16 protein-coding genes are annotated in these 16,315 nt (G+C 58.2%); 5 read left to right on the top strand and 11 right to left on the bottom strand.

Translation table 11 applies throughout. The features are described from left to right. Both ACIQJ2_RS35325 and ACIQJ2_RS35330 read right to left on the bottom strand, forming a co-directional pair. Positions 1-126 (bottom strand): hypothetical protein (locus tag ACIQJ2_RS35325; protein ID WP_400676795.1); only part of this gene is annotated, 126 nt, incomplete at its 3' end. A gap of 227 nt (positions 127-353) precedes the next feature. After that, positions 354-1,409, bottom strand: coding sequence for an SDR family oxidoreductase (locus tag ACIQJ2_RS35330; protein ID WP_113380155.1), 1,056 nt, complete (start codon positions 1,407-1,409; stop codon positions 354-356). A gap of 798 nt (positions 1,410-2,207) precedes the next feature. Here ACIQJ2_RS35330 and ACIQJ2_RS35335 point away from each other — a divergent pair. The 5 genes from ACIQJ2_RS35335 to ACIQJ2_RS35355 all read left to right on the top strand — a co-directional run bounded on the left by ACIQJ2_RS35335 (position 2,208) and on the right by ACIQJ2_RS35355 (position 6,553). Then, positions 2,208-2,561 carry a PAS domain-containing protein gene (locus ACIQJ2_RS35335; protein ID WP_400676787.1) on the top strand — a complete coding sequence of 118 codons (354 nt, stop codon included), beginning with the start codon at positions 2,208-2,210 and terminating at the stop codon, positions 2,559-2,561. A gap of 34 nt (positions 2,562-2,595) precedes the next feature. After that, positions 2,596-3,105 (top strand): VOC family protein, encoded by a 510-nt coding sequence (locus tag ACIQJ2_RS35340; protein ID WP_400676785.1) that lies wholly within the window; start codon positions 2,596-2,598, stop codon positions 3,103-3,105. A 151-nt stretch (positions 3,106-3,256) separates the two neighbouring features. Then, complete coding sequence (locus ACIQJ2_RS35345; RefSeq protein ID WP_400676783.1) at positions 3,257-4,315, top strand: aldo/keto reductase; 1,059 nt, start codon at positions 3,257-3,259, stop codon at positions 4,313-4,315. A 295-nt stretch (positions 4,316-4,610) separates the two neighbouring features. Then, positions 4,611-5,642: a type I glyceraldehyde-3-phosphate dehydrogenase gene (gene gap, locus ACIQJ2_RS35350; protein ID WP_400676793.1), complete on the top strand. Its 1,032-nt coding sequence runs from the start codon at positions 4,611-4,613 to the stop codon at positions 5,640-5,642. A gap of 182 nt (positions 5,643-5,824) precedes the next feature. Continuing rightward, positions 5,825-6,553 (top strand): DJ-1/PfpI family protein, encoded by a 729-nt coding sequence (locus ACIQJ2_RS35355; protein WP_113380159.1) that lies wholly within the window; start codon positions 5,825-5,827, stop codon positions 6,551-6,553. A 318-nt stretch (positions 6,554-6,871) separates the two neighbouring features. On the opposite strand, the gene lipA is transcribed toward ACIQJ2_RS35355, so the two are convergent. The 9 genes from lipA to ACIQJ2_RS35400 all read right to left on the bottom strand — a co-directional run bounded on the left by lipA (position 6,872) and on the right by ACIQJ2_RS35400 (position 16,205). Beyond that, complete coding sequence (gene lipA, locus ACIQJ2_RS35360) at positions 6,872-7,834, bottom strand: lipoyl synthase (RefSeq protein ID WP_400676782.1); 963 nt, start codon at positions 7,832-7,834, stop codon at positions 6,872-6,874. A gap of 222 nt (positions 7,835-8,056) precedes the next feature. Further along, complete coding sequence (locus tag ACIQJ2_RS35365) at positions 8,057-9,157, bottom strand: acetoin dehydrogenase dihydrolipoyllysine-residue acetyltransferase subunit (RefSeq protein WP_400676780.1); 1,101 nt, start codon at positions 9,155-9,157, stop codon at positions 8,057-8,059. A 63-nt stretch (positions 9,158-9,220) separates the two neighbouring features. Continuing rightward, complete coding sequence (locus ACIQJ2_RS35370; RefSeq protein ID WP_400676778.1) at positions 9,221-10,249, bottom strand: alpha-ketoacid dehydrogenase subunit beta; 1,029 nt, start codon at positions 10,247-10,249, stop codon at positions 9,221-9,223. Positions 10,250-10,274: 25 nt separating this feature from the next. Next, positions 10,275-11,249, bottom strand: coding sequence for a thiamine pyrophosphate-dependent dehydrogenase E1 component subunit alpha (locus ACIQJ2_RS35375; protein ID WP_400676776.1), 975 nt, complete (start codon positions 11,247-11,249; stop codon positions 10,275-10,277). Positions 11,250-11,298: 49 nt separating this feature from the next. Then, complete coding sequence (locus ACIQJ2_RS35380) at positions 11,299-11,763, bottom strand: OsmC family protein (RefSeq protein ID WP_400676774.1); 465 nt, start codon at positions 11,761-11,763, stop codon at positions 11,299-11,301. A 41-nt stretch (positions 11,764-11,804) separates the two neighbouring features. Beyond that, the gene (locus ACIQJ2_RS35385) at positions 11,805-12,563 is read right to left on the bottom strand and encodes an SDR family NAD(P)-dependent oxidoreductase (RefSeq protein WP_113380163.1); all 759 of its coding nucleotides are present in this window, start codon (positions 12,561-12,563) and stop codon (positions 11,805-11,807) included. A gap of 144 nt (positions 12,564-12,707) precedes the next feature. Then, the gene (locus ACIQJ2_RS35390) at positions 12,708-13,706 is read right to left on the bottom strand and encodes an ABC transporter permease (protein WP_113503370.1); all 999 of its coding nucleotides are present in this window, start codon (positions 13,704-13,706) and stop codon (positions 12,708-12,710) included. 4 nt (positions 13,707-13,710) lie between these two features. Continuing rightward, entirely contained in the window at positions 13,711-14,694 is a 984-nt protein-coding gene (locus ACIQJ2_RS35395) for an ABC transporter permease (RefSeq protein WP_400676771.1), read from the bottom strand. Continuing rightward, complete coding sequence (locus ACIQJ2_RS35400; RefSeq protein WP_400676769.1) at positions 14,691-16,205, bottom strand: sugar ABC transporter ATP-binding protein; 1,515 nt, start codon at positions 16,203-16,205, stop codon at positions 14,691-14,693. The genes ACIQJ2_RS35395 and ACIQJ2_RS35400 overlap by 4 nt, the downstream gene beginning before the upstream one ends. Positions 16,206-16,315 lie beyond the last annotated feature (110 nt).

Consider the following 16,315-nt stretch of genomic DNA (forward strand, 5'->3'; position numbering starts at 1 on the left):
CCCCTCACCCGCTCCCGCCTCGATCAGACAATCATGACCAAGCTTGACAAGATGCAATGCACTCTCCGGCGAAAGAGATACGCGAGACTCGTTTTCGGAAACTTCTTTCAGCGCACCAAGTTTCATGTCGGCTGCCCCTTCAATAAAAACGGCCGGTTGAGCGCCGCTGCGGTTAAACGGTTATAGTTGCGATCGAGTAAGGCCATCAGGCGAGATGGGACGGGCTCGCCCCACTAGCCGCCGTCCTCACGCAGCCTCGCCAGTCGTGGCGAGGCTGCGTCCTGCTTGCTTGGGAGGCAGGCGGCCTGACCGAAATCTCAACCCGAGAGGCTGAAAATGCCCTCGCAGCTCGGTCAGACGGGTGCTGGAATAACCCGCTTTTCGATAAGGCTCGTAAAGTGCTCCTTGAACATGTCTTCCGTGTCGATACAGTCCGAAAACCCGTGTTTGCGCGCCTTGATCGTGCTGGTGATATTGTCGTAGGGGGTTTTCAGGACGAGATCGCCGAAGTTCCAGTTTGCGATTTCGTCGTATCCGTAGGGCGCAAGACCATGGTCGCGGACAAGACCGTCCCAGATTGCTCTTTTGTCTGCCATCATCTCTTGCATCGAGAACGGAAGGGGCGCGCCGACCGGCAACTTGAAGAATTCGGCGATGCGTGGCCACAGCCGCACCCAGCGGAAATAATCACCGTTGGTGATGTTGTAGACTTCGCCGCGTGCAGCATCTGCAGATCCGGCCCAGTCTGTCGCCTGCGCCAGGATCCGGGCGTCGGTCACCTGGTAAAGCGTATTGTACGAGGTATCGGTGCCAGGGAACGTTAGCGGAAGCTTGAGTGCCCGGCATATCGTCGCGTAGACGGCGATCACCATCAGCAGGTTCATCGGATTGCCGACCGCCATTCCGCAGACCGCTTCGGGTCTAAGGGCGGACCATGACCAATCCTTTCCCGCCGAATGTTCCCGAAGGAAGTCTTCCTGGTCATAGTAGAAATTCGGCGAGATATGTCTGGGGTCGTCTTCCCGTGCCGGCGTCGGGAACGGTCCAAGGTGACACCCATAGGCTTTCCCCCCCTGCATCAGCGTCACATGCTTCAGCGATGGAGACGTCTGCTCCACGGCCTTCACGACATTGCGCAGCATGGCAAGATTGGGGGCGACGAGCTCGTGACGTGTCGGAAGCTCCTTGTAGGCCGCATAGACGATATGCGTCGTTCCGCTTGCCTCAGCAAGCTTCGACACCGTGTCGGCCTCGTCCAGAAGATCGACCGAGATGTGTTCGGCGCGGGTCTCGAATTCGGGACGGCGTCTGGACAGACCAATGATCCTGACATCTTTTTGCTGTTCGAAATGTGCAAGGACAGCGCGTCCGATGACACCAACGGCGCCCGCGACCAAAACTGTTTTCATGATGATTGTCTCCTTAAATGCTGGGGGATTGCGAAGGCGGCCGTGGACAAAAGGCGTCACAAGCGACTACGGCGCCGAAGGCACATGTTTGATCGCACCATCGATCTGGGAAATCGAAAGCACGGCGGGAAAGAGAATTGCCGACCCAGTTTCAGCGCGCCACCCCCGGGATGGGGCCGGTCGTCGACGACGAAAGCGCTGACAGAAAAATTTCCAACTCGGGTCACCTCAACCTCCTCCGATGAGATGCATCACAATCTGATCGGCGCAGAACGTCCTGCAATTCGCGGCTTGCGTCAAGCTTTTTTGATCGATTGATAATTTTTCCTATATGCCTGTGGATTTTCCGGGCAAATTCACACTTCAAAACCTGATACTTCCGAAAAAGCTGCGGACCTTGCGCCCATCTTTTTCAGCGATCGTAGCCACCTCAAGATTTCAAACCCTCTCCGCCGACCAAATCCTTCAAAAGTCGATGATTGCCCAGATTTCGCGATGAACCATTGACAAATTTTTATCATTCGATCAGTTTTGCATGGCACGGTCGATTTGGAGGAGGTCCTGGGAGGCGCAAAAGCGGAGGACAGCTGAGGCGGGCAGGGCGTTTCAGGTTGGAGCCGGATCTAGCCGTTGTCTCCGGGAAATAGCGCTACGCTCGCCCTTGCCGTTCGGGAGACGGCATATGGGCAGTTGATCGGCCATAAACCCGGTTCATCCGGGCGCGGCCGATGCGCCGCTTCAAGACGCTGCACTGTGCACCGCGTTTAGACGGTATTTTTGAGCTGGAGGAGGGCTCGAATGGAGGAGGATGCAGAAGCTGGCATATTCACCTGGTCGCTTGCCGAGAATGCGCTCTATGCGGACACGGCTGTTGCAGCCCTCTTCGGACTTAATCCGAAGGCGGCGCTGCTCGGCCTCTCCCCTGTCGACTACCTTGCCCGTGTTCACCAGGCCGATCGCGACGACGTCGTCAAACTTTGGTTGAGGGCCGTCGCCGACGGTCAGCCCTATAGCGCCGTCTACCGAGTGACGGATGGCGCAGGGACGATCAGGCAAGTGATGGCGCACGGCAGATGTTTTCGCGATCGCACAGGCAGTCCCGCCCATTTCGCAGGGATCATCTACCCCTTCGCGATTCCAACTCCGAATTGACGCAACGATCTGACCACGATCGGGATTTACCCAAATGACAGAGCAGCTTTTCACGATGAACCATGTCGGCATCAACTTCCCCAACGTGGACGCTGCCGTGTCCTGGTACCGAGACGTCCTTGGCTGTTTCGTCCTCGCCGAGCCGGCTGAGGCAAGTGACGACGGAAGTCACCTCGGCGCCATCGTCAAGGATATTTTTGGTGACGCTTTCGGCAAAGTCAGGATCGCCCATCTAACGACGGCCTGCGGTGTGGGAATTGAAATGTTCCAATTCATGGAGCCGAAGACTTACGCCCCTGAAAACACCTTCGACTTTTCGCGATCCGGGATTTTTCACATCTGTCTGACCACTGCAGACATTGACGTAACAGCCGAACTGATCACGCAAAACGGGGGCAAGGTATTGTCGAAGAAATGGCAGCTCTACCCCGAACAGAACAGGCGTCTCGTCTACTGCATGGATCCCTGGGGCACGATCATTGAATTCTTCGAGGCGCCCTACGCACATTTTTGCGCCAATCGAGCGGTTCTGCCCAGCGCGTAGGGACCCTCCCCGTGCGTGAGCGGATCACCATGGGCCACGCCGCAAGCGGCGTCGATCAAGGCATTGCGCCTTCCTCATCCCGTTCAACCTGCACGCCCCGTCGTTGCAGGCGATCAATCAACCAAACATCAGTTTATCAAGGAGGAGACGAATGGAATACCGGCAGCTAGGCCGCTCAGGTCTGAAAATTTCGACGATCACAATGGGGACCATGACCTTTGGCGGCGCTGGCTGGGCGCAGAAAACCGGGGCTCTTGACGTTTCCGAAGCCAGACGGCTCGTCGATCTCTGCATCGATAAGGGCGTCAATCTGCTCGACACGGCCGATGCCTATTCCGATGGCCGGTCCGAAGAAATCGTCGGTGAAATTCTGCGGGGCAAGCAAAAAGACAGCGTCCTCATCGCAACGAAGGCGCGCTACCCGATGGGCAACGGTGTGAACAATGCCGGCAACTCCCGCTATCACCTTATCGAAGCCTGTGAGGCCAGCCTGCGCCGCCTGAAGACGGATGTCATCGATCTCTATCAGTTGCATCATTGGGACGGCCATACTCCCCTCGAAGAAACCATGGAAGCCCTCGATACGCTCGTCCGGCAGGGCAAGGTCCGATACGTTGGCTGCTCAAATTTCTCGGGCTGGCATATCGTCAAGGCACTTGGGGTCAGCGAACGCGACATGCGCCAGCGGTTCGTCTGCCAGCAGATCCACTATAGCCTGGAATCGCGCGACGCCGAGCATGAGTTGCTGCCGGTCGCGGTCGATCAGGGCCTTGGCGTCCTTGTCTGGAGCCCGCTCGCAGGCGGGCTGCTATCCGGCAAGCATCGCCGCAACCAGGCAGCACCCGAAGATAGTCGCCAGTTCGCCGGTTGGACGGAACCGCCGATCCGCGATGAGAACCGTCTCTGGAACATTGTCGAAACCCTAGTCTCGATTGCCGAAAATAAGGGGGTCTCGCCGGCGCAAGTCGCATTGTCCTGGCTGATCGGCCGAAAGTCGGTTACCTCGATCGTCATCGGGGGTCGAACGGAAGCGCAGTTCCAGGATAATTTGGGGGCAGCCCAACTGGGACTATCTACAGACGAGCGTCAACTTCTCGACAACGTCAGCAAAAGCCCTCTCCCCTATCCTTATTGGCACCAACGCAATGCGGCGAGCGACAGGCTGAGCGAAGCGGACATGGAAGCGCTCGCAGGGCACGAGAAATCCTAGCCCGCACCGAGGCCGGCACTTTGGTGCCGGCTTTTTTCCTCTCATCTTCGGGGTCACCTCCTGATCCGCCATCACCAGACATCGGCTTGCCATCAGCGGTTTCAAGATCTGAAAACCAAAGGGGCCACACAGACGGTCTACGGTAGATGATTGCCCAATCGTCAGGAGGTTGAGCGAGCTCAACAGCTGGAAACAGCTGGTGGTGTTGGCGTGCCTAACCGAAAATGAGGGAAAATTGTCATTTGTCGAACGGTCCCCCAACCGTAATCTGCCGCGGTCAAAAACGAGGCATATGATGGTTCTGAGAGTTGCGATCAACGGCTATGGCCGCATTGGGAGAAATGCGCTTCGGGCGCTCTACGAAAGCAATAAGCGTGAGGCGATCGAAATTGTCGCCATCAACGATCTTGCGAGCGCAGAGATCAACGCGCATTTGACAGCATTCGACACGACCCATGGCAAGTTTCCGGCTGAGATCTCGGTTGCCGACGGAGTGCTTGTGGTCAACGGCGATCCTATCAAGGTTCTAGCGGAACGGGATCCGGCAAAGCTGCCGTGGGGGGTGCTCGATGTTGATCTCGTTCTCGAATGCACCGGAATATTCGCAAACCGTGCGGCCGCGTCGGCTCATCTCACCGCAGGCGCAAAGCGTGTGATTATCTCCGCGCCGGCAGGCAGCGATATCGATGCAACCATCGTTTATGGTGTGAATGACAACGCCCTGAAGGACACCCATCGTATCATTGCGATTGGATCCTGCACGACCAACTGCTTGGCAACAATCGCAAAGCCCCTGAACGACGCTATCGGTATCATCGCGGGCAACATGACGACGGTACATGCCGTCACCAACGATCAGGTTTTAACGGACGTCTATCATCCCGATCCGCGCCGCGCCCGCTCTGCCATGGCATCCATTATCCCGACCAAGACAGGCGCAGCGTCGGCAATCGGCCTTGTCCTGCCAGAGCTGGAAGGTCGACTGGATGGATTTTCGATCCGCGTTCCGACCATCGACGTCTGCCTGTTGGTCGTAAGCTTTACCTGCGGGCGTCCGACTTCCGCCGACGAGATCAACGCGTTGATACGGTCTGCCGCCGGCGAAGGGCCGCTGAAGGGACTGCTGACCATCAGTGATCTGCCCCTGGTCTCCAGCGACTTCATCCATAACTCCGCCTCGGCGATTTTTGATACGACACTCACCAAAGTCATCGGCGGTGGCGAGCACGCTACCGTCTATGCCTGGTACGACAATGAATGGGGTTTCGCGAATCGGCTGATCGACAATGCTATCCAGTTTGGCAGGCTGCCGTTGGCCATGGGATAGCCGGCAACAGAGCCGATCTCTGCGCATTGTCCAACTCGGCCGATTGCCGAGCGCCGTCCAGATGACACGCTTTCCCTTTCCCAATCGGCAAACACGTTACAATTTAAGCCAGTTGCCAACATCGTCGGCCGGCACGGCGGGACGAACCCCTGTTGGCAACAAACGCGCAAAGGAAGAAACATATGAGGTTTGCACCGGATCAGCACCTGCATATAGGCTCGCTGATATTCGACCGCCTTGATCAGATCGACCTGACCGGTCCCTATGAAGTCCTTTCCGCTATTCCGAACGCTACCGTCCATATCGGAGCAAAAAACATGGAAGTGGTGAAGGATTTCCACGGGCTGCCGCTCTATCCCACCACCACGCTGCGTGACATGCCAAAGCTCGACATCCTGCATATCCCCGGCGGCCCGGGGCAGCAGAATTTGATGGAAGACGAAGAAGTCCTGGATTTCATTCGCCGACAGGCAGCTGAAGCTGCCTTTGTGTTTTCCGTTTGCACCGGTGCGCTCTTGGCTGGCGCTGCCGGCCTTTTGAAGGGACGCCGGGCGACCACCCACTGGGCATCCATGGAGGTGCTTCCGCTTTTGGGCGCCATTCCAGTTAGCGAGCGCGTCGTCATCGACGGCAATTGGGTATTCGCGGCCGGAGTGACCTCAGGCATCGATGGTGCGCTGCGCCTCGCCGCAATGGCGCGTGGGGACGATGTCGCCAAACAGATTCAGCTCTACATGCAATATCAACCCGAGCCGCCCTTCGATAGCGGCGCGCCTGAACGGGCACCGCGCCATATTCTGGAGAGACAACGCGACGCTATCGCCGCGCTCACCGCCGCCCGTATCGAAACGGCGAAGCGTGTCGGAGAAAAACTCGGTCTCGTCCCCTCGGTCGTGGCCGGTAGAGGCTAGAGGTCATTACGGGCCGATCATCGGAAAGGATTCGGAAGCCACCGCATCGGTCAGTCTTTGCCTGCAATCACAATCGGTTACCCGTTGATCTATAAGCGCCAGGAACCAGGCCAGCGTCTCGACTGCACCGGCCTCAGACGGTTTGCTCGATCCGCCGTAAACAGGCTTGGCGCCATTCTATCAACGACGAACTGGACCCGGTGAATGTCATGAACGCCGTCAGACCTTATCTGACGGCGTTTTCGAATTGGTCCCCGGGAAGCCGCATTCAACGAATGCTCTGATGCGTTGGTGGAGCGGCAAGCGGAGACGACCGCACTATGCAAGCAGCTTCTTCTCGCGGGCGATCTTCAGGCGACCGAAGTCGTCGCCTGCATGATGCGAGGAACGTGTCAGCGGGCTGGACGCCACCATCAGGAAGCCCTTGGTATAGGCAACCGTTTCGTAGGACTTGAACTCTTCCGGCGTGACAAAGCTTTCGACCTTGTGGTGCTTGCGGGTCGGCTGCAGATACTGGCCGATCGTCAGGAAGTCCACGTCCGCGGTACGCAGGTCGTCCATCAGCTGCAGGACCTCGTTGCGCTCCTCGCCGAGGCCGACCATGATGCCCGACTTGGTGAACATCGTCGGATCAAGTTCCTTCACCCGCTGCAGCAGGCGGATCGAGTGGAAGTAACGCGCTCCGGGGCGAACCGTCAGGTAGTTGCCGGCAACGGTTTCCATATTGTGGTTGAAGACGTCTGGCTTGGCAGCAACGACGCGTTCAAGTGCCCCTGGCTTCTTCAGGAAGTCCGGCGTCAGGATCTCGATCGTCGTCAATGGCGAAGCCGCGCGGATGGCCCAGATCACCTTTTCGAAATGCTCGGCGCCACCATCCGCCAGATCGTCACGATCGACCGACGTGATGACGACGTGGCTCAGGCCCATCTGCTTGACGGCCTTGGCAACATTCTCAGGCTCGGCCATGTCGAGCGCATTCGGCTTGCCGGTCGTGACATTGCAGAAGGCACAGGCGCGCGTACAGATCTCACCCATGATCATGAAGGTGGCGTGCTTCTTGTCCCAGCACTCGCCGATATTCGGGCAACCCGCCTCTTCGCAGACGGTGACGAGCTTGTGCTCCTTCACGATCGAGCGTGTCTCGGCGTAACCTTTCGAATTCGGGGCTTTGACGCGGATCCATTCCGGCTTACGCAGCACTTCCGTATCCGGGCGATGGGCTTTTTCGGGATGCCGCAAACGGAGAGCCTGGTGTTTGGTCGTATCCAAAATGGTCGTCATAGCCGTAACAACTTTCTGCCGCCGATCGCGGCGTCCCAATTTCTCATTCCTCGTCGCAATCTCCCGCCTGGCGACAAAGCGCCTCAGCCACGATGAGCGCCGGCACGGAGACGGCTGGAAATGCCTACCGTCCCCTGCGCTCGAGCCCGCCGGAAATGTCCTTTCAGCGTAGCTCGAGCGGGCGACTAAGATATCAGTTCGCCGGCCATGATATTCAAGCGGTCAACCACCAATAAGCATCTGAATTCGTTGGTTTACATCGCCCGATTTTTCCAGATGCGGGATGTGGCCGGCTCCTGCTATTTCGACGATCTTGACCCCGCGCTGTTCCTTGGTTTTCTCCCCTGGGATGACCTTGTCTTCTGCGCCGAGAATGATCTGGATCGGGATGTTCAGATCCGCGATTGCAGCACCGATCGATACCTTCTGCTCCGATCCGGGAAAGTTTGCCTCACGCACTTCGGTCAAAGCGGCTTGCGCGCCGTCGAGACGCTTTGATTTCAGGATGTCTTCGACCATCTCGGTTGTCACCAGGCTCGGTTCGGCAACCAGCATTTCGACATAAGGCCGCAGTTTTTTGGCACGCGTCTCCCCGATAAACCCGTCGAAGAACGAACCGTTGATTTCAGTCCCCAGGCCAGCCGGGGAGATGAGGGTAAGCGTTTTCACGATGTCGCCCGCATCCGAGGCAGCGATCGCTGCGACGGCGGCACCCAGGGAATGTCCGACGAGATGAACCTCGGTCAGGCTCATTTCAACGAGAAACGCCCGCAGAACGCCGGCAAGACCTTGCGCGGTAAAGTCGTCAGCCTGCTTGTACGATGCGCCATGGCCTGGAAGATCGAGCGCGTAGGTCGGGTGACGCTCCGCGATGGCAGCCTGATTGAGCAGCCAGCCCTTGTGGTCCGCACCGAAGCCATGCACCAGTACCACGGGCTCTCCCTCGTCGGGCCCGACCTTGAGATAAGTGACAAGTCCGCCCGCAAGAGTGATGGATTGCGTCACGGGACTGGCTGTCGTTTGCACCACATCCTGCTGGTATTCGGCGATAAATCCGTCAATCTGGGCATCACTGATCTCCTGCGGCGCGACCACCGCGATCAACGCACCGACTGGGACCACCTCACCCTCTTGCACGACGACCCGTCGAAGGATGCCATTCACAGGACTTTCATAGGCATTGGCGATTTTTGTGGTCTCGATATCGACGATTTCCTGGTCTTTGGAGACCGTATCGCCTGGGTTGACCGCCCACTTGGCGACGGTACCCTCTTCCATCGTCAAGCCCCATTTGGGCATCGTAATTGCTGTAATCTCAGTCATGACTTTTTTCCATTGATAGCGGCAGCGGCAGGCAAAATGAGGCCCCGGAAGACCTCGGCGCCCTCAGGCTGCGTTAACGAGGGGGCTTCTTCCGACCGCGGCCAATATCGCGCCGGTGATCTTCTCGACCGATGGCAGGTATAAAGACTCAAGCACCGGGGAGAACGGCACCGGGGAATGCGGAGCCGTCACGACCTGCGGCGCGGACTTCAGTTGTCCAAAAATATTGGTCGAGACGAGGGAGACGATGTCGGTCGCCATCGAGCAGCGCGGCGTTGCTTCATCGACGACCACGAGGCGGCCGGTTTCACCGACCGTTTCAAGGATCGTTTCAACGTCCAGAGGCGATGTCGTTCGAGGATCGACGACCGTGCACGAAATGCCGAGCTTCTGCGCCGCTTCTGCCGCAGACAGCGCGAATGACACCATCCGGCCGAATGCCACGATCGTAACGTCATCTCCCTCCCGCAGGACATTCGCCTGTCCGAACGGTATCGCATAGGGCTCGTCCGGGACTTCGCCCTGCGTATCGTAGAGGGCCCGGTTTTCAAAGAAGATGACCGGGTCATTGTCGCGAATGGCCTGGATGAGAAGACCCTTGGCCTCATAGGGGCTGGACGGAAGGACCACCTTGAGACCTGGAATATGGGTCATGATGGGATAAAGCGCCTGGGAATGCTGGGCCGCTCCATTGCCGCTCACACCATAACTGGTCCGGATGACAAGCGGTGTCGTGGCCTTGCCGCCAAACATATAGCGAAATTTCGCGGCCTGGTTCATCAGCTGATCAAGGCAGACGCCGATAAAGTCGATATACATCAGCTCGGCGATTGGTCGCATGCCTGTCGCCGCTGCGCCGACGGCCGCGCCGATGAAGGACATTTCCGCCAAGTGGGTGTCGAGAACCCGGTTGGGACCAAACTGGGTGTAAAGCCCCTTGGTGACACCGAATGGGCCGCCCCATGCGTCCTGCTCACCGTCCGTCGCAGTACCCCCCGAGACGTCCTCGCCCATGAGGATCACGGACGGATCGCGCTCCATTTCCTGGCGCATCGCCTCATTGATTGCTTGTCTGTAGCTCTTCCTGGGCATGTATTTGCTCCTCCGCTTTTTGGGCTCAGTATTCGACGTAGACGTGGGTAAGAAGATCGGCTTCCTCTGGAAGCGGAGCGTTTTTGGCTGCGATCACGGCCTGTTCAAGCAGGTCTTTCACCTTGGTTTCGACGGCATCGAGATCACCGCGCCCGAGAAGGGCGGCGTCGAGAACACGGTTGCGAAAAACGTCAAGAGGATCGCGCTTGCGCGCTTCGGCGATCTCGTCCTTGCCACGGTAGGTCTGCGCATCACCTTCGAAATGCCCGTAGTAGCGCGTGAACTTTATATGCAGGAGCGACGGACCACCGCCCTCGCGGGCGCGCTCGATCATGCCGGCCGCGGTATCGTAGACCTGGAAGAAATCATTGCCGTCGATCTCCGTGGCTGGAATATCGAAGGCATTGGCGCGACGCACCTGAGACCCGGACACAGACCAGTGGGAAGGCGTTGCCTCGGCATAGCCGTTGTCTTCGATGACGAAGAGGACGGGAAGATTCCAGAGTTTGGCGAGATTGTAGGATTCGAGAATCGCGCCCTGATTGGAGGCGCCGTCACCGTAGAAAACAACGGAAACATCGTTCGCGCCGCGAAGCTTCGCCGTGAGTGCGGCGCCGCACGCGATCGGGCCGCCGGCGCCGACAATCCCGTTTGCCCCGAGCATGCCCTTGGAAAGATCCGCAATATGAAGCGATCCGCCCTTGCCGCCGCAAAGTCCGTCGCGGCGGCCCATGATTTCCTTCACCATCCCTTCAATGTCACATCCCTTGGCGACAGAATGTCCGTGGCCCCGGTGCGTCGAAGAGATCTTGTCGCCATCCTGCAGGAGCATGCAGATCCCTGCCGCCGACGCCTCCTCACCGCAATAAAGATGAACGGTGCCCGGAATGCTGCCGGCCGCAAATTCGCGACGCATGGTTTCTTCGAATGTCCTGATCGCAAACATTCTCTCGTATGCATCGAGCAATTCGCTTCGGCTTAATTGGATTGCGGCAATCATGATGTCCTCCCTGGAGAGATTGCATAGGTAACTGGTTTCGAAGGCCCGTTTATTCAGATCGGTCGGGTTCGACGGAAACCCCTGTGGTGACCGAGCGCGCGATGAAGCAGATGTCATGAGCCTTGTCGTGCATCTTCTCCAGGGCGTCGCGATCGGGAATTTTGCCGGAGGGATCGAATTCGACGCGTGGTCTGAGCACGACGCGCTTGACCCGTGCCAACGCTCCCTGGTCCTTCTCAAGATAGGCCGACGCCTCGTCGTAATAGGAGACGACCTTGCATCCCCGCATCTCGGCGATGGCAAGGAATGAAAGCATGTGGCAGCTCGAAAGTGACGAGAGGAACAACTGCTCGGGATCCGGCAGAGAGGCGTCTCCGAGATAGTCAGGAGAGGCTGATGCGCCGACCACAATATTGTGTCCGAAATCGACCATCAGGTTTCGGGAATATGTATTCGGTTTAGACGGATGAGGGGCTTGCTTCCAGCTCGCCGTGATCTTGTGTTCGGCACTCACGATTTGTAATCCTTGGAACGAGTTTCGATGTCGATGAGGCTTCAATCGAAGCTGGTACCGCCGCAGACATTCAGGGCCTGGCCGGTGATATAGGCAGACTGTTCAGAAGAGAGGAACAGCGCCGGCCCGACGAGGTCCTGAGGGTCGCCGAGACGGCGGAGGGCAGCAAGGCTCATCCAGTGACGCTGTTGTTCTTCGGTGCCCAACACTTTTCGTCCCATCTCGGTGACGATCACACCCGGGCAGATCGCGTTGACGCGAATGCCGAAGGTGCCGACTTCCTGTGATAGGACCCGCGTAAGCGTGATGACCGATGCCTTCGATGCAGCGTAATGGCCTTGGGTCGGGATGCCTCCCCGCCCCGCGATCGACGCAATATTGATGATCGATCCGGCCCGCCGCGCCTGCATCGACGGAAGTACGGCCTGGCAGCAGAAAAGAAGGCCTTTGACGTTGATGTTCATCGTCGCGTCGAAATCCTCTTCGCTCAGAACGTCGAGCGTGGATGGCCGCAAGATGCCGGCATTGTTGATTAAGACGTCAATATGCTTGGCTTCCGATAGCACACGCTCCACAGCCGACTGCACATCCTTCTTGTCCGAGACATCCATCGTCTGCAGATAGGCGGCGCGCCCGTTGCGCTCGATCGCTGCCTGGGTTTCCTTCAGGCCGTCGATCTGGCTTTTCAGATCGCTGATCGCAACATCGTATCCGGCTTCCGAAAAGCCCACAGCGAGTGCACGGCCGATCCCGCGCGCTGCTCCCGTGACGAGAGCAACTTTGTTGCCAGCTTGTGTCATGTCATAGGTCTCCTGGTTTCGCGCGGCTGGGCGAATGGCCGCCTGCGCAGTTTGCTCGGTAAGAAATATTCAATCGGCTCCGCGACACAGACCCTTCGCCGGATCCGACACAGTGGTCTGCGTCAAAGGACAAGGGTCCTGACGCTATTTTCGAGCGTGGCGCTGTTCGTCCGTGCAGTAGGTGATCAAGAAGATCCCGACGAGCAGCAGCAGTCCTTTGATCGTCTGGAAAATCGCATCCGTCCAACCGAGCAGGGCCCCGCCGCGGATCAGCACTGTCAGAACGAGCACGCTGAAGAGCGTCCCGAGAACATTCGGCCGACCGAGCCGGAGCATGGTTCCGCCGAGCAGGACCGCAGTTAACCCGTCCAGGAAGAGCGTGCTGGCGACCGAGGGCTGACCCGACGACAATTCGATCGTCAGCAACAATCCGCCCAGGACACCGCAGAGCGCCGAAAGCACAAACGCGCTTAGAACGATCACTCTTACGGGAACGCCCGCTTCGACGACGGCCTGCCGGTTCTCGGCCGTTGCATAGATGTAGTGCCCAACGCGAAGTCTTTCCTGCACGTACCATGCGCAGAGATAGACAACAGCACAGAGGATAGCCAAGAGCGGGATCGGGCCGATCTGCGCAGTCTCCATCGAACGCAGGACGTCCGGCACTACGATGGAAATCGACGATCCGTGTCCGACAGCCGCAGCAAGAGCGGTTGCAATGCCGCCTGTCGCGACTGTCGTCACAAGAGACGGCAATCGAAGATACGCGACGAGGACGCCGTTGATGATCCCCACGGCAGCTCCCGCTACAAGCGCCGCCGCACAAGCAAAGCCCCAGGAGTAATTGTCCGATACCAGACCTGCGACGAGCATGTTGCAGAGCGATGCGACCGAAACGAAGCTGACGTCGATTTCGCCGATGGCAAAGACCCAGGTCAGCCCCATGAACATCAGGGCCGAGACGCTCGCGGAGCGGATCATGCTCGTCAGATTGTCCAAATGGGAAAAGGTGGGCGTTGCAATGCTGAACAGGACGACAAGGGCCAGCAACGTCGTTGGCAGGCCGATCGTAAGATACACATCGGGTCGTTTTGCATTCGACCCTTTCGAGATCGGGGGTGAAGAGACAAGCTCGTTTGTCATGAGATCACCTTTCGGGCAGCGACTTGTCGCGGGCACGCGGCCGCAACCTCTCGTGGATTAGGTTCAGGATTTCCGGTCTGAACACGGCGATCGCCATGATCAGGATGAAGCTCACGATGGCATCGCTGTAGAAATACGGCATCGACAGGATGCTGAAACCGTTCAAAAGCAGGGCCATGAGAAACGCCCCGGCAAGGGTTGCCGGAATAGTGGCGCCGCCAAACAATGCGGCTCCGAGATAGACTGCGGTATAGGCCGGCAGGAGAACGCGACTTCCCGCATTGACGGAAGCTGCGCCAACGGCCGCGACGTTGAGGATGATTGCAGCTCCGACAGCAGCGCCGCAGATGGCAAAGCCGGCTGCGATATAGGTGCCAATCGTTACCCCCGATAGCCGCGCCGTGACGGGGCTTTCGCCGACGGCGTAGAAGCTCTGGCCGTAGCGCGACATGTGCAACAGGTAATAGGCAACCGCCGCCGTTATCGCCAGGATGACGACTGGGAGGGGCGCAATCCAAAGCATGCTGTCGTTGATCCGCAGGATGCCGGATGAGAAGAAATGGCTCGAAAAGATCGAAGCCCCGTAGATGAACGCCATGCCTGTGGCGATCGATCCCACTCCGATCGTCGTGACGACGTCGGGCAGTTTAAAGCGGGTTATGAGAATTCCGGACAACAAACCACAAAGGCTGCCGACGCAGATCGACCCCATCAAGGCCAGGAACAGATTGTTGGTTGCCGCCAAAATGGCCCCGAGTGTCATGGCGGCGAAAGACGCAACCCCGGCGAGGGACAGATCGAACCTTCTGAGCACGATGACGAAGGTCAGGCCGATCGAGGCAATGCCGTTGACAGACATTTGTCTGAGAATTGCCAAGACATTGCGTTGGGAAATGTAGCTCGGCGTCATCGTCCAGAAGACGGTGACGATGACAATGGTGAGCGCTAAAAACATGATGGCGCGCCCGCGTAACTCTTTCATACTCATTGACGCCTCCCGACCAGACCGCCGTCGAGAACCTCGTCCCTGGCCAAATCAAAACTGGGAGGAATGGACATTCTCCCACGGTAAAGACAGAAAATGCGATCGGCGACGCCGCAGACTTCATCAAAGTCAGAGGAAAGAACCAGGATCGCGGCGTGCTCGGACAAGCTGCGCATCACGTCGTAGAGTTTCGAGCGCGCGCCAAGATCCACGCCGACGGTCGGCTCGAGGAAGATGTAAACGTCCGCTTGTCGAAAGAGCCCCTTGGCCAACACGATCTTCTGTTGGTTCCCCCCGGAAAACTCTGTCGCATTGCGCCACAAATGCGGTGGTCGCAGTTCGAGCCGCTCCAGGAGGCCAGCAACCGTATCAGCGTTCTGCCGACGCCTCAGCCATCCGCCCCATCGCGAGGAAGCCCTGCCGAGATGGGCCAAGGTCGCATTGAAGGTCACGTTCTTTGTCAGCGTCAGCCCTTGCGTCTTTCGATCACCGGGAACGAGAAAGATCCCCCGCCTCAGCGCATCCTTGGGGGTCTGCAATGTCTGGACTGCGCCCTGCACGAGAATTTGCCCGTGGTCGAGCTGTCGATCTCCAAACAATGCAGAGGCGAGAACTTCGATGCCGGAACCGACCAGGCCGAAGCCTCCCACGATCTCGCCACGGCGGAGCTCGATATTGATGTCTTCGAGCGCGCCTTCCACACCGAGGCTGCGGGTCTGAAGCAGGATGTCACCGTCAGCGTCCGCCTTCGGGCGCTTGGCAGGATAAAGAGCGCCGAGCTCTTTCTGGAGCATCAGCTTTGACAGTGATTCCTCGGTGACCGATCCGTCCTTGGCGCCGGTGACGATCTTGCGCCCGTCGCGGAAGACAGTGAAGCGATCGGCGATCGCAATCACTTCCTCCAGCCGGTGCGTGATGTAGATGATCCCGATGCCGGAGCGCTTGAGGGTTTCCATCACCTCAAACAGCTTGCGCGCTTCCGGCAGCGTCAACGTGGAGGTCGGCTCATCGAGGATGAGAACCTTGATATTGTCCTGGCGAAGGGCATGAAGGATCGCAACGATCTCTCGCTCCACGCTCGACATGTTTTCGACTTTGATCGACAGGTCGATCTCGATCGGAAATCGGGCCAGGAGTGCTTGGGTTTTCATTCTGATCAGCTCCCGGTCAACGCGACGCAGCAGACCTTTGCCGGCGCCCTCCTGACCAAGGAAAATGTTCTCGATACCAGACAGACTTCCGATCAATTCTGGATGCTGCTGTACGGTTGCGATACCCGATTCCATCGCGTCGGTTGGTTCGCGTATGACAACCTCGACGCCGTCCATCAGGATTTTTCCGTCGTCGGACGAATAGACGCCGGATATGATTTTCACGAGGGTCGATTTTCCGGCACCGTTGATGCCAAGAAGCGCGTGCGTCTCGCCCGCCCGAAGGTCGAAGTCGATATTGTCAAGAGCGAGTACCGAGCCGAAACGCTTCGTGATACCCGTCATTTCCAGCAAATTACTCATTGTGTTATCCGCAAATCCTGGGTGCCCGCGTCATTGACGTGATGAAGCGGGCGGCGCCCGCCTCATCTGCGGGCGCCGTGAACGAAAGCCGTGTCTTGGCCTAAATTGCG

Source organism: Rhizobium sp. NPDC092011 (assembly GCF_044756305.1).
GTDB lineage: Bacteria > Pseudomonadota > Alphaproteobacteria > Rhizobiales > Rhizobiaceae > Rhizobium.

Bases quoted from the DNA above. Each gene is read 5' to 3' on its own strand.
- ACIQJ2_RS35330 (WP_113380155.1), bottom strand. From the start codon at position 1,409: ATGAAAACAGTTTTGGTCGCGGGCGCCGTTGGTGTCATCGGACGCGCT.
- ACIQJ2_RS35335 (WP_400676787.1), top strand. From the start codon at position 2,208: ATGGAGGAGGATGCAGAAGCTGGCATATTCACCTGGTCGCTTGCCGAG.
- ACIQJ2_RS35340 (WP_400676785.1), top strand. From the start codon at position 2,596: ATGACAGAGCAGCTTTTCACGATGAACCATGTCGGCATCAACTTCCCC.
- ACIQJ2_RS35345 (WP_400676783.1), top strand. From the start codon at position 3,257: ATGGAATACCGGCAGCTAGGCCGCTCAGGTCTGAAAATTTCGACGATC.
- gap (WP_400676793.1), top strand. From the start codon at position 4,611: ATGGTTCTGAGAGTTGCGATCAACGGCTATGGCCGCATTGGGAGAAAT.
- ACIQJ2_RS35355 (WP_113380159.1), top strand. From the start codon at position 5,825: ATGAGGTTTGCACCGGATCAGCACCTGCATATAGGCTCGCTGATATTC.
- lipA (WP_400676782.1), bottom strand. From the start codon at position 7,834: ATGACGACCATTTTGGATACGACCAAACACCAGGCTCTCCGTTTGCGG.
- ACIQJ2_RS35365 (WP_400676780.1), bottom strand. From the start codon at position 9,157: ATGACTGAGATTACAGCAATTACGATGCCCAAATGGGGCTTGACGATG.
- ACIQJ2_RS35370 (WP_400676778.1), bottom strand. From the start codon at position 10,249: ATGCCCAGGAAGAGCTACAGACAAGCAATCAATGAGGCGATGCGCCAG.
- ACIQJ2_RS35375 (WP_400676776.1), bottom strand. From the start codon at position 11,249: ATGATTGCCGCAATCCAATTAAGCCGAAGCGAATTGCTCGATGCATAC.
- ACIQJ2_RS35385 (WP_113380163.1), bottom strand. From the start codon at position 12,563: ATGACACAAGCTGGCAACAAAGTTGCTCTCGTCACGGGAGCAGCGCGC.
- ACIQJ2_RS35390 (WP_113503370.1), bottom strand. From the start codon at position 13,706: ATGACAAACGAGCTTGTCTCTTCACCCCCGATCTCGAAAGGGTCGAAT.
- ACIQJ2_RS35395 (WP_400676771.1), bottom strand. From the start codon at position 14,694: ATGAGTATGAAAGAGTTACGCGGGCGCGCCATCATGTTTTTAGCGCTC.
- ACIQJ2_RS35400 (WP_400676769.1), bottom strand. From the start codon at position 16,205: ATGAGTAATTTGCTGGAAATGACGGGTATCACGAAGCGTTTCGGCTCG.